Genomic DNA, 12,382 nt, shown 5'->3' with positions numbered 1-12,382 from the left:
TTCTGGACGTTCAGTTAAGCTCAAGCTCTTAAACAAAAGCGGACATTCAGAAAAGACTGAATTGACTACAAAGCGGAGCTTTTACTGGGCCGAATGAGCCCGTTACGTTTCCCGCCAATTCACTGGAAGACCCAGCGCCATGGGGATACGGCGAAACATCAGCGGGCCGAAAACTCAAATCAGAGGGGTTACTAAAAGAGGGGTGTTTACTCCTGTACCTTCTCATGGTTTATGATTTAGTTTTGGTGTGCCGGTGTGGTAATGGAACTCTCCATTCTGGGCGCAGCGAGTACTACATTTAAAAAGTAAATGGAGATATCACGATTATGTCTTCACCAGCAGAGATGAAGCAAAAAGAACGCCATCATAATGAACAGATGGCTGCACAAAAGGGGAGCTCGCGCATCGCCAAACTCGCTCTTGCCGTAGCGATTTTGTCTCTTATAGTTTCAGTAGCACTTCACTTTCTTGACTAAATATTTTAACGAAAAAGGAAAATACAGTTGTATGGGCCATTTGAAATGGCCCCTGTTTGAGGCTGGAGAGAATCATACATATCGGGGTAACTCCGTAAGCGTCCGGTAATCCCATCTTGAGCCAGGCGCTGCCAACGTCAGGATAGTGTCCACTTATTTTCTAGTGGACACTTAACATGAACGACTTAAGCGTAACCAAACCCTACCAGCGCCGTCGCCGCTTTTCTCGGGAATTCAAAGCCCAGATTGTTGCCCAATGCCTGAAACCCGGTGCCTCCGTTTCCCGAATTTCGCTGGATAACGGTCTCAACGCCAACATGGTCAGACGCTGGATTAGCGAGGCGCGGCGAGCGCCGAAAACACCTACGACAACACCTGGGTTCTTGCCGGTCAATCTGCCAGCAGTGGCTTCTGCACCGAGCAACCAATTAGTCCCGAATAAGCGTAGCACCATCCGCATCGAGATTCCCCTCGCTGGTGGCGCGGTTGTGGTTGAGTGGCCTGCGGAGCAGGCCCACCAGTGTGCAGCCTTGTTGCGGGATTTGCTGGGATGATCCGCATTGACGAGATCTGGTTGGCTACGGAGCCACTGGATATGCGGGCCGGGCCTGACAAGGCCCTGGCTCGGGTGATTCAGGTGTTTGGTTCGGCCAAGCCCCATTGTGCCTACCTGTTCGCCAACAAACGGGGTAATCGGATGAAGGTGTTGATCCACGATGGCCTCGGCATCTGGTTGTGTGCACGCCGGTTGAACCGGGGTAAGTTCCACTGGGGCGAAGCCTGGCGAGGCAAACAGTTATGTCTGACCGAAGAACAGTTATCCGCCCTGGTGCAGGGGTTGCCATGGCAACGCCTTGGGGCCGACGGCGTTATCTCTATCCTGTAACCACAAGTGCCGTAATGCCGCTATAGCCAGAACCGCGAATCGCTTGCCGCTCATGGGCTTGGCATACTAGGCGGCATGACTCAGCGCCCCGATATCAACCAACTCTCTGCCGATCAACTCCGTGCCCTGGCGACGGAACTGATGGACTCTCTGGACGCCAAGGATAAAGTCTTGGGCCGGAAGGAGCGGGAGTTGGTGCGCAGCAATGCGATCATCGAGAAGCTGACCCACGAAGTAGCCATCCTCAAGCGTCACAAGTACGCTCGCCGCAGTGAGCAACTCGATGCTGTTCAGGGGAAACTGCTGGACGAACTGATCGACAGCGACCTGGCTGCCATCGAGGTCGAACTGGATCAGGCGATGACGGAGGAGCAGAAAGCGGCCCGGCCAAAGCAAACGCCCAAGCGCACTCCGCTGCCACCCGAACTGCCTCGCACCCTGATCCACCACGAACCAGACAACACCCAGTGCCATTGCGGCTGCCAGCTCAAGCGTGTTGGCGAAGACGTCAGCGAGAAGCTGGACTACGTACCGGGCCAGTTCACCGTGGAGCGGCACATCCGGGGCAAGTGGGCCTGCGACAAATGCGAGACCTTGATCCAGGCACCATTGCTACCGCAGGTGATCGACAAGGGCATCCCCACTGCTGGGCTGCTGGCTCAGGTGCTGGTGGCCAAGTACGCGGACCATCTGCCACTGTACCGTCAGGAACGCATCTTCGGTCGCGCTGGCCTCGAAATCCCACGTTCGACACTCGCCGAATGGGTCGGTGCCTGCGGTGTGCAGTTGCAACCCCTGGCGGATGCGCTGAGAAACACCTTGTTGGAACACAGCGTTCTGCATGCGGACGAAACGCCGGTTAGCATGCTGGCTCCGGGCAAGAAGAAGACCCACAAGGCCTACGTCTGGGCCTACTGCACCACACCATTCTCGGACCTGAAAGCCACCGTTTACGACTTCGCGCCCAGCCGGGCGGGTGAACACGCCCGCGCCTTCCTCGGTGACTGGCAGGGAAAACTGGTCTGTGACGATTATGCCGGCTACAAGGCCGGGTTCGGCAACGGCATCACCGAAATCGGATGCATGGCCCACGCACGGCGCAAGTTCTACGACCTGCATGAGGCCAATAAGAGCGAACTGGCAGCCAAGGCCCTGGAATACATCGGCGGACTATATGAGATCGAGCGGGATACCAAAGACCTGCCACCGGATAAGCGCGGGGAAATCCGACAAACCAGAGCCAAACCACTCGCTGACGCACTGCATCAGTGGATGCTAGTGCATCGACAGAAGGTGCCGGATGGCTCCGGCACGGCCAAAGCGTTGGATTACAGCCTCAAACGTTGGGCAGCGCTGACGCGCTACCTGGACGATGGCGCTGTGCCCATCGACAACAACTGGGCGGAGAACCAGATCCGGCCCTGGGCGCTGGGGCGCAGCAACTGGCTGTTCGCCGGATCACTGCGCAGTGGTCAACGTGCGGCTGCGGTGATGACACTGATCCAGTCAGCAAAGCTGAATGGTAAGCGACCGGTAATCCCATCTTGAGTCAGACGTTGCCTTCGTGAAGATAGTGTCCAGTGGACAAATGGCTTGAAAAATCGCCCAGAGCTTGTCTTTTTGTTCTAGAAATATGGGCGGCGGTTTATTTGCGCCTCTTGTGTCGTTACCCTTCTCAAGATAAGCGCAAATTCTATACCTATCAGCAATCGCCGTGTTAGAGCTGATTTCAAGACGTTTTCAGATTTGCACTAGCTGTAAAAGCGAAAGCCGTTCTTTTTCTCCCGTTTCACGGCATACATGGCCATGTCTGCCCGCTCTACCAGCGTTTCCGCCTCATCACCGTTTTCAGGGTACAGTGCAATCCCGATGCTGGTTCCGATAGAAACGCGAAGGTCGCAGCCCGCAAAACGAAAAGGGGTTTCGAGCGAGGTCAAAAGTTTGCGTGCGACCGTTGCGGCATCCTTTTTTTCATCAAGCGAGGGCAACAGAGCCATAAATTCATCACCACCATAGCGAGCAAGCGTATCCCCTTCTCGCAAACAATTTTTCAGACCGGATGCGACTTTCTGCAATAGTTGATCACCAATCCCATGCCCGTATGCGTCGTTTACCGCTTTAAAATTGTCGAGGTCGATAAAAAGCACAGCAAACTTTTGCCCATTACGTCTCGCCTGACTGACAGCCAGCCTAAGTCGGTCCATAAACAGGTTTCTATTAGGCAAATCGGTCAATGAATCGTGAGAAGCACGAAACTCCATTAATTCCAGTGTCTGTTTGCGCTCAGTTATGTCCCGGGCAATGCCCAAAAAAGGAGGATCCTCTGGAGAGAAGTTCGCTTGAGCTAGCGCGGGATTCACCCCAAGCGTAGAGGTAAGGATAATTTCAAAGTCCTTGTGACCAACTCCTCCACTGTGGGTCTTAAGCTTGATCTCTTGGGTAATTGGCTCGCCAGCCTCGGCTCTCTCAAAGAACAGTGGAAGCTTCGCAATGTCATCTTCATGAACGAGCCGGGAAAGCGGTTGACCAATTAACTCCTCTGCGGGCAATCCTGTAAGGCTCTCTACTTTATGGTTCAGATATTCAAAGCACTTTCGCTCGTCCAGTAAAAAAACCAGCTCGGGAAGATGGTCAAGTGTGCGCCTGAAAAGCTCGCCTTTTAGCGGGTTAGACCAGTCCGTAGTCGCCCTCGAACGGCTTTGTCTTCGTTCCAAAACTTTGTCACCAACAGCCTGAATTAAATCATCGACATCGTAGGGTTTTTTTAGATAATCGCAGGCACCTAGTTTGAATGCTTGCCTTACGATGCGATAGTCGGAATGGCCGCTCATAATGATGACCTGAGAATCAATGCCGGTCTCTTTCAACCAAGCCATAATCTCTAAACCGCTCTTCCCCGGCATCCGGATATCCAACAAAATCAGATCATAGGCATTATCTTGCAGCTGCTGGCAGACGGCGTCGCCATCCATGGCCTCGTCCACCTCAAATCCTTTGTCACGCAGTATCGAGCATAAGCTTTCGAGCAAGCGCGGCTCATCGTCAGCAACAAGCAGCCGCCCCAAACGCTCTGACGCTCCGCTTGCGTCGGCGGAAAAAAGACGACCGTCATCACTGACGTTGTTTTTACTATGGGTCTGCAAGGTTCACACCAGTAATATCGAGCAAGCGATTTGATTCATCGAACCTAAGAATTATACCAACATGTACATTTTTACGTCAGTAAAAGCGACTAATGTTTTCCTCTCTCACTTTTGGCCGTAGACATAAGCGACAAGCGTTCATAAATTGTGTGTTGTAGATTGCTGGGCACATCCATTCTGTTAATCCCCCAACGTAAGCGATTCGCCACAATTTCTGTATTTGCTTGCTACCGTTGCTCACAGCTATATTCATCCAACCCGAGTCGACTCAGAAGACGCAAACATTCTTCGCTTTTTCCCTCGCCAGCTGCTTTGAGCGCTGCTGTGCGCATCACGATCAGCGACTCGCGGGTGGCGGCCCGAGGAAGAATATGCACAGCCCCGATGAGTTCCCTGAGCGGGATTGGTAGATGCCATTGCACCTTCAGACGATTTCCAAAGGTAGGAGCCCAGGTCCCCAACCCACCTTCAATATGCTCTTCCGAAATGGAGCAGTTTTGGTCAATTGCCTCTTGCATCACCTTGAGCACTGCCAACTCACCAATGCGACTGAGCAGTGCAGCTACATGAATCTCCGCCGCGTTGATTTCAAGCCTCGCTGCAACCAGTTCGGCCTCGCGGGCCGTTTTTTCGGCGAGTTCAATAAACGCCTCGGCCCTCTCCGCAAGACGCGGGTCGCGCATGTGTCCGGATATATTCAACGACAATGCCATTGCTTGCCGGAGTGCCATATCGATCCCCAAGGTTGCAATGGCATCACGCAAATTACGGACGGGTTCACCGGTCTTTTTGAAAGATGCAGTGTTCGCGACATCCAGCAGACGAGATGTCAGCGCCATTTCGTCATTCCAGCGCTCGGCAAGCTGGGATGGATAGAGATCCTGACGACGTTCCATCAGTTTGATGACATCAGCCGTATTAATCTCGCAAGGAAGCTGGATGACCGTATCGACCGAGGATCGTAATCGTTGCTCCAGATCGATGGGTGACTGCTGCTCAAAAGCTTCCTGGTCAACCAGTGATTTCAGCCTTTCGTGAAGGAGCGACACATCGAAAGGTTTTACGATGTAGCTATTGATGCCGTGGTGTGCTGCCTGGCGCACAGATTTGCGATCCGAACGACTGGAAATCAAGACAACCGGTGTTTGTTTGTCATTTTCGCGAACGGCTCTTGCACAGGCCAGGCCCGACCCATCCGGTAGGCTCCAGCCAGTAATTATCAAGTCAGCACCGTTTTCCCTCCAATACGCCAGAGCGCTCTCCATGGTCCCCGTTACAAAAACAGTGCCACCCGGATAGAGACCGCCAACAACTGTCTCCAAAAGGTCGGCCATCATTACGTCGTGCTCCAGAATTAACGTCCTCAATGGGGGGTTCCTTCAAGCCTGATAGAGAAAAAGGGACAGCCAATCAGATCGGTTTTTGCATACCGTGCAGCTGCCTGTCAGCAGTGTGGGACGTGGTGGCCGAAGAAAAATCGTAGAGGTTATCAAGCCGGGCTCGCCTCTTTTTCAAGCATCCCCGCAATCGCGCCACGTATCCTGTCGAACTGCGGCTCTTCCAGCAGCAGAACTTGACGAAGTTCCTCTTCGGTCAGAGTGGGGTGATTGACGTGACGCAATACCTCGCGGGTACCCAGCATAATTCCATCGCAGAGCGGGGTAGAATACTGCATCGGCGTTGGACGCGTCGTTGCAGGCAAACTGGCTTGGAAGCTAGAGGGTAAGCTCCACTTCTGGGCCACCAGTCGGGCGATTGCCCAATCGAACTGGCTGAAAACCGCACGAAACAGACTGGGGGGTACCTCCTCTCGGTTGCAGCGGTCTTTGTAAAGCCTTTCCACTTCACGTCGAAGGGTGATGTAAGAGAGCGCCGGCAGTAAGCCCAATAGAAAGTGAGCACCGCTGTCCACACCTTTCGAGATGGCAACTGCTTCCGCTGATCTGGCGCATGTCATGCCCCACTGCCAGACTCGCTCACTGAACAGCGCTTCGGCATTGTCCCGCGCGGCCAGCATGGGTTGCATGATGGAAGCCGACACGACATTCCGAATGCCTCTGTGCCCTAACAGAAAGACCGCCTGGTCTACCGACTCAATATGTTGATCTCCGGATCGGAAGAAGGGGCTGTTCGCGACCTGAAGAACCCGGTTGGTCAGTGCAGGGTCCTTCAAGATAATGCTAACCAGCTCCCGTCTGTCCGAGTTCTCCTTGGACAGGGCGTGCAACAGCTTGGGGAGAATCAGCGGCTGACGTGGCAACTCTTCCAGTTTGCCAGAGCTTATTCTGCTTTCCAGTTGGGCGACAATGGCGCTTGTGCGCTCGTCGGTTTTCTCCAGTTGGTGTGGCTCCACGTTCAAGAGCCAGGAGAGCAAGCCTTCTTGCAGACTTCCCGAGACCTCGTCTACGGCCAAGAAAACTGGATCGCTCGTCTCCTTATCGGCATGGCCCGGTTGGGAGGTAGTCGCGAGCTGCGATTTTGTCGTCGAGGTTCCGAAGAATTCCCTAACCCATTGAAGAGTGCGTCGCACCCATTTCCCCTTTTACTACGATAAAAAAGACTGTCTTCAGGAAGCATGACGATCGGACAGATCCTGACGCTGGAGTGTCCCTGACAGTTTTTAACACTCTCGAGACGCCCTCTCGCTTCGCTGTTATGAGCATCAACGAAGTGCAATGGCACTGCTGAAAAACTAACACTTAACAGTTAGTTACAATTAATCTAAGAGAGAGTTTTATAAACAGTTTAATGTTTTGTCAAGAATATGAGACAGCGTTCACTCTTTATTGTCTTCTACTTGATCTGGAGGGTGAGTTAGACCGTGGTTTGTCTTGTGGGATTATCCGAAATTACGCTCAATCAAAAACGGCCAATTCCGCATGATAGAGCCTTTAGAGAGGAATCAAACAATCCAACATAAGGGGCCGGCCATTGCGACTTATCAGGGTATGCAAGGCTTCCAGTTGTGGGGCAATAGCTCGTTGATGGCGTTGTTTTTCTGCGTCGGCAGCCGAGTCAGAACATCCTTTAGATAGGCATAGGGATCGTGCCCGTTCAGCTTCGCGGACTGGATCAGCGTCATGACCGCAGCTGCCCGTTGACCACTGCGCAGTGATCCCGCGAACAGCCAGTTGGAACGACCCAGCGCCCAGGGTCGGATCTGGTTTTCCACCCAGTTGTTGTCGATGGGCACAGCGCCATCGTCCAGGTAGCGCGTCAGCGCTGCCCAACGTTTGAGGCTGTAATCCAACGCTTTGGCCGTGCCGGAGCCATCTGGCACCTTCTGGCGATGCGCCAGCATCCACTGATGCAGTGCGTCAGCCAGTGGTTTGGCTCTGGTTTGCCGGATTTCCCGTCGCTTATCCGGCGGCAGGTCTTTGGATTCTCGCTCGATCTCGTAAAGCCCGCCGATGTATTCCAGGGCCTTGGCTGCCAACTCGCTCTTGTTGGCTTCGTGCAGGTCGTAGAACTTGCGCCGGGCGTGGGCCATACAACCGATTTCGGTGATGCCATTACCGAACCCGGCTTTGTAGCCAGCGTAGTCGTCACAGACCAGCTTGCCCTGCCAGTCACCCAGGAAGTTCCGGGCGTATTCGCCCGCACGGCTGGGCGCGAAGTCATAAACAGTGGCTTTGAGATCCGAGAACGGCGTGGTGCAGTAGGCCCAGACGTAGGCTTTGTGAGTCTTTTTCTTGCCCGGAGCCAGCATGCTGACCGGCGTTTCATCGGCATGCAGAACGCTGTGCTCCAACAGGGCATTTCTCAGTGCATCCACCAGGGGCTGCAACTGCACACCGCAGGCACCCACCCATTCGGCCAGGGTGGAGCGCGGGATTTCTAATCCGGCACGGCCGAAGATGCGTTCCTGGCGGTACAGCGGCAGATGGTCGGCGTACTTGGCCACCAGCACCTGGGCCAGCAGACCGGCGGTGGGGATGCCCTTGTCGATCACCTGCGCTGGAACCGGTGCCTGGATCAAGGTCTCGCATTCTTTGCAGGCCCACTTTCCCCGGATGTGGCGCTCCACCGTAAACTCACCCGGGACATAATCCAGCTTTTCACTGATGTCTTCACCGATGCGCTTGAGCTGGCAGCCACAACGGCACTGGGTATTTTCAGGCTCGTGGTGGATCAGGGTGCGGGGCAGTTCCGGTGGCAGCGGGGTGCGCTTGGGCTGCTGCTTTGGCCGAGCGGCTTTCTGCTCCTCGGTCATCGCCTGGTCCAGCTCGGCTTCGATGGCGGCCAGGTCGCTGTCGATCAGTTCGTCCAGCAGTTTCCCCTGAACCGCATCGAGTTGTTCACTACGACGGGCGTACTTGTGACGCTTGAGGATGGCTACTTCGTGGGTCAGCTTCTCGATGATGGCATTGCTGCGTACCAGCTCCCGCTCCTTCCGGCCCAAGGTTTGATCCTTGGCATCCAGAGAGTCCATCAGTTCCGTCGCCAGGGCACGGAGCTGATCGGCAGAGAGATGGTTGATATCGGGGCGCTGAGTCATGTCCCATAGTATGCCAAGCCCTTGTGCTGCAAGCGATTCGCAGTTCTGGCTATGGCGAAATTACTGCACTTGTGGTTACAGGATGGAGATGACGCCGCCGGCCCCTAGGCGCTGCCAGGGCAGGCCCTCAACCAGGGCGAATAACTGTTCCTCGGTCAGGCGCAGTTGGTCACCGCGCCAGGCTTCGCCCCAATGGAACTTGCCGCGGTTCAGCCGGCGGGCACACAGCCAGATGCCCAGGCCATCGTGGATCAGAACCTTCATCCGGTTGCCCCGTTTGTTGGCGAACAGGTAGGCGCAATGGGGCCTGGCAGAACCGAACACCTGAATAACCCGGGCCAGGGCCTTGTCGGGCCCGGCCCGCATATCCAGCGGTTCGGTAGCCAGCCAGATCTCGTCAATGCGGATCATCCCAGCAGGTCCCGTAACAGCGCAGCACACTGGTGCGCCTGCTCCGCAGGCCACTCCACCACGACCGAGCCACCGGCGCGGGGAATCTTGATGCGGATGGTGCTACGCTTGTCTGGAACTGATTGGTTGCTCGGTGCAGAGGTTGCCGCTGGGAGAGCGACCGACACAAATCCCGATCTTTTCGGCGCTCGTCGCGCTTCATTAATCCAGCGCCGAACCATGTTGGTGTTGAGCCCATTCTCCAAAGAAATCCGGGAAACAGAAGCTCCGGGTTCTAGGCACTCAGCAACGATGTCGGCTTTAAACTCAGGAGAAAAGCGGCGACGCTTCTGATAGGGCTTGGTTGCGCTTACGTTGTTCATGTTAAGTGTCCACTAGAAAATAAGTGGACACTATCCTGACGGCAGCAGCGCCAGGATCAAGATGGGATCACCAGACGGTTACGTAACTCCATTCTTCCAGTTTAGTGTGGGATCATAGACTGCGTTGGTCAGCTTCATGGCCAGTGAGAGCAGGGGAAATGATGAGAAAAAGGGCTAGTCGCGCCCGGTCGCTTTACGCCTCCACCTTGGGCAATCTTGGAATTATCTATTTCTTTTTCTTCCACCCTAGAATATTTGCTGCGCGTATCAGGAAATGCTCATCAATTACCGATGCCGTAAAGTTTGTATTGGTGATTGTGGTTTTAACGTTCGTTCTGGAGGCAACGTCTCACCGGCTATTCAGCCATTCGGGCTTCGACTCTTTCGGTGCTTTCGTTTCATGTAGTTTTAAGGAATTCGAAGACTTCCAGCGTAGCCCTGAAATCCAGCAATGGCTGAAAGACAGTAGGTCTACGGCTAAAGTCAAGCAGATTCCTGCGCCTGAGTATATGGGGATGAAATTCGTGGGGCCTGGGCTTCAAGTAGCTACTGGTGACCCTGAAACTGATCGGCAGAACGCTAGGGTACTTGAGTTCGGACTGTCAACAAAAATTGCCTTCCCGCAATATTGTCTGCTTGATGCTGAAGTCCCACAGCTCGCGTTTGTTAAATTTGGGTTCGCATCAGTCCTCTTTGACAAAGTCATTAGAGAGGATATCTACAACGAACCCGTGACAGTAATTTTCCTCCTTACTATATCAGCGCTCTTCTCGATCAGCGTCTGGTATGTGTTATTGAGACTGGGAGTTGTTGTTCATGTTCGAAGCATTTTCCTTACGTCAGTATACTCAGTAGCGATTTGGCATGGGCTTATATACATACCTCAAGCTGTTATCGGGATCTATTACTCTTTCGACGAAAACCTATCACTACGCTTTGATCTGATGAATTATTTCGTCGGGTTAATGTTATTTGTTTTTGCTTCAGCAATACTCGTTCTTGGCTATTTATTTGCTTACATAAAAACGATCTCTCGATCCAGCTCCTGGAGGGTAGCCACGGGGGTCCTGGTTGGGGCGGGTGCATCCTGCTTACTCGTTCCTCTTGCGATGGTGCCGACCCTATACCTGATTTTTAACTTTGGTTACTGGATCGGTCTTTTAATTGGCTGATTCGAACTGTTGGCGATGAAGTTGGCCTGTCCCTCGTTTAGCTTTGAATGGAGTTATGGTGATTTCTGGTGTATGGAAGCAGGTTGAAGGGGTGGCGTATCCTGTTGGTTGATCACCGCGACGATCACAACCAACAGAGGAATGATACGCCATGTCCAAGTCTAACCTGCATGCTCTTTCACAACCAGAGGTAGCCGGCAACGATCCCTTGCACGAGTTAATCCGTCAGGGTGCCCGTGATCTGATTGCACAGGCTGTCGAGACGGAGCTGGAGAGCCTGTTGAAGCAGTGCGCAGACGTCAAGACACCGGATGGCCGCCGTGCTGTGGTGCGCAATGGGCACCTTCCCAAACGCACTGTTCAGACCGGCGTCGGCGACGTAGAAGTCCAGGTTCCCAAAGTCCGGGACCGCAGTGGCTCTGGCATTCGCTTCAACAGCCACCTGCTGCCACCCTACCTGAAGCGTGCCCGGAGTCTGGAGGAACTGATTCCCTGGCTCTACCTGCGGGGCGTCTCCTCCGGTGACTTCCAGGAGGCCCTGAGCGCGCTGGTCGGCGAGCAGGCCAACGGGTTGTCGGCGAACACGGTCTCCCGGCTCAAGGCGAAGTGGCTGGATGAGCACAAGGACTGGCAGCGCCGGGACTTGAGCCAGAAACGCTATGTGTACTGGTGGGCCGACGGCGTGTACAGCAACGTCCGGCTGGACGATCGACTCTGTCTGCTGGTAATCATCGGCGTGACTGAGCATGGCCACAAGGAATTGGTGGCTGTCGAGGATGGCCACCGGGAGTCCGAGGCCAGTTGGCGAGAGCTGCTCACGGACTTGCGGGAACGTGGTCTGGAGCCGTCGCCCAGGCTGGCTGTGGGTGACGGCGCACTGGGCTTCTGGAAGGCTCTGAGCAAAGTGTTTCCGGACACCCGGCACCAGCGGTGCTGGGTGCACAAGACGGCCAATGTGCTGGACAAGCTGCCCAAGTCGGTGCAACCGAAGGTGAAGTCAGCCTTGCATGAGATCTACCTGGCAGAGACTCGTGACAGCGCCCACAAGGCGTTTGACAGCGCTTTGCGGCGGTTCCGGGACAAGTACCCGAAGGCCATGGAAAACCTGGAGAAGGACCGGGATGAGCTGCTGGCCTTCTACGATTTCCCGGCGATTCACTGGATTCACTTACGGACCACCAATCCGATTGAATCCACCTTCGCCACAGTACGGCTGAGAACCAAGCGGAGCCGGTCTTGTGGCAATCGCGACACCACGTTATCGATGGTGTTCAAGTTGCTCCAATCCGCCCAGAAACGCTGGAAGCGGATCAAGGGGTTCAACCAACTGAAGCTGGTCGTGGACAACGTGCAGTTTCAGGATGGAATACCGGTGGAGGATCAATCTGACAGGAGCGCTGCCTGATGGTCATACACCAGATTTGACAATAACTC

Annotated in this window: 11 protein-coding genes and 1 pseudogene; 6 read left to right on the top strand and 6 right to left on the bottom strand. The window is 54.5% G+C overall.

Annotated elements, in window-relative coordinates:
- Positions 1 to 326: 326 nt before the first annotated feature.
- The 4 genes and pseudogenes from BM035_RS22705 to tnpC (BM035_RS19615) form a co-directional block, all read left to right on the top strand.
- Complete coding sequence (locus tag BM035_RS22705; protein WP_175497432.1) at positions 327 to 476, top strand: hypothetical protein; 150 nt, start codon at positions 327 to 329, stop codon at positions 474 to 476.
- A 176-nt stretch (positions 477 to 652) separates the two neighbouring features.
- Complete coding sequence (gene tnpA, locus BM035_RS19625; RefSeq protein ID WP_092033970.1) at positions 653 to 1,030, top strand: IS66-like element accessory protein TnpA; 378 nt, start codon at positions 653 to 655, stop codon at positions 1,028 to 1,030.
- Positions 1,027 to 1,362 (top strand): IS66 family insertion sequence element accessory protein TnpB, encoded by a 336-nt coding sequence (gene tnpB / locus BM035_RS19620; RefSeq protein ID WP_092033967.1) that lies wholly within the window; start codon positions 1,027 to 1,029, stop codon positions 1,360 to 1,362. Before tnpA (BM035_RS19625) ends, tnpB (BM035_RS19620) begins: the two co-directional genes overlap by 4 nt.
- A 75-nt stretch (positions 1,363 to 1,437) precedes the next feature.
- Positions 1,438 to 2,895: pseudogene (gene tnpC / locus BM035_RS19615) on the top strand (IS66 family transposase); the annotation flags it as partial.
- A 218-nt stretch (positions 2,896 to 3,113) separates the two neighbouring features.
- Here the strand turns inward: tnpC (BM035_RS19615) and BM035_RS19610 are convergent.
- The 6 genes from BM035_RS19610 to tnpA (BM035_RS19585) form a co-directional block, all read right to left on the bottom strand.
- Positions 3,114 to 4,505 carry a diguanylate cyclase domain-containing protein gene (locus BM035_RS19610; protein WP_092033965.1) on the bottom strand — a complete coding sequence of 464 codons (1,392 nt, stop codon included), beginning with the start codon at positions 4,503 to 4,505 and terminating at the stop codon, positions 3,114 to 3,116.
- A gap of 227 nt (positions 4,506 to 4,732) precedes the next feature.
- On the bottom strand, positions 4,733 to 5,872 hold the full coding sequence (locus BM035_RS19605) for an HDOD domain-containing protein (protein WP_039881877.1): 1,140 nt from the start codon (positions 5,870 to 5,872) through the stop codon (positions 4,733 to 4,735).
- 122 nt (positions 5,873 to 5,994) lie between these two features.
- The gene (locus BM035_RS19600) at positions 5,995 to 7,035 is read right to left on the bottom strand and encodes an HDOD domain-containing protein (protein ID WP_092033962.1); all 1,041 of its coding nucleotides are present in this window, start codon (positions 7,033 to 7,035) and stop codon (positions 5,995 to 5,997) included.
- 411 nt (positions 7,036 to 7,446) lie between these two features.
- Positions 7,447 to 9,003, bottom strand: coding sequence for an IS66 family transposase (gene tnpC, locus BM035_RS19595; protein ID WP_008173619.1), 1,557 nt, complete (start codon positions 9,001 to 9,003; stop codon positions 7,447 to 7,449).
- A gap of 75 nt (positions 9,004 to 9,078) precedes the next feature.
- On the bottom strand, positions 9,079 to 9,414 hold the full coding sequence (gene tnpB, locus BM035_RS19590; RefSeq protein WP_008173617.1) for an IS66 family insertion sequence element accessory protein TnpB: 336 nt from the start codon (positions 9,412 to 9,414) through the stop codon (positions 9,079 to 9,081).
- Complete coding sequence (gene tnpA / locus BM035_RS19585) at positions 9,411 to 9,776, bottom strand: IS66-like element accessory protein TnpA (protein WP_008173615.1); 366 nt, start codon at positions 9,774 to 9,776, stop codon at positions 9,411 to 9,413. The genes tnpB (BM035_RS19590) and tnpA (BM035_RS19585) overlap by 4 nt, the downstream gene beginning before the upstream one ends.
- A gap of 158 nt (positions 9,777 to 9,934) precedes the next feature.
- Here tnpA (BM035_RS19585) and BM035_RS19580 point away from each other — a divergent pair, with 158 nt between their 5' ends.
- Together BM035_RS19580 and BM035_RS19575 are read left to right on the top strand one after the other, a co-directional pair.
- The gene (locus BM035_RS19580; RefSeq protein WP_139216075.1) at positions 9,935 to 10,948 is read left to right on the top strand and encodes a hypothetical protein; all 1,014 of its coding nucleotides are present in this window, start codon (positions 9,935 to 9,937) and stop codon (positions 10,946 to 10,948) included.
- Positions 10,949 to 11,099: 151 nt separating this feature from the next.
- The gene (locus BM035_RS19575; protein WP_008172221.1) at positions 11,100 to 12,353 is read left to right on the top strand and encodes an IS256 family transposase; all 1,254 of its coding nucleotides are present in this window, start codon (positions 11,100 to 11,102) and stop codon (positions 12,351 to 12,353) included.
- Positions 12,354 to 12,382 lie beyond the last annotated feature (29 nt).

The organism is Marinobacter sp. DSM 26671 (assembly GCF_900112835.1).
Taxonomy (GTDB): Bacteria; Pseudomonadota; Gammaproteobacteria; order Pseudomonadales; family Oleiphilaceae; genus Marinobacter; species Marinobacter flavimaris.
Note: the sequence above shows the minus strand (reverse complement) of the source record. Positions and strands in the feature narration are given on the sequence as shown.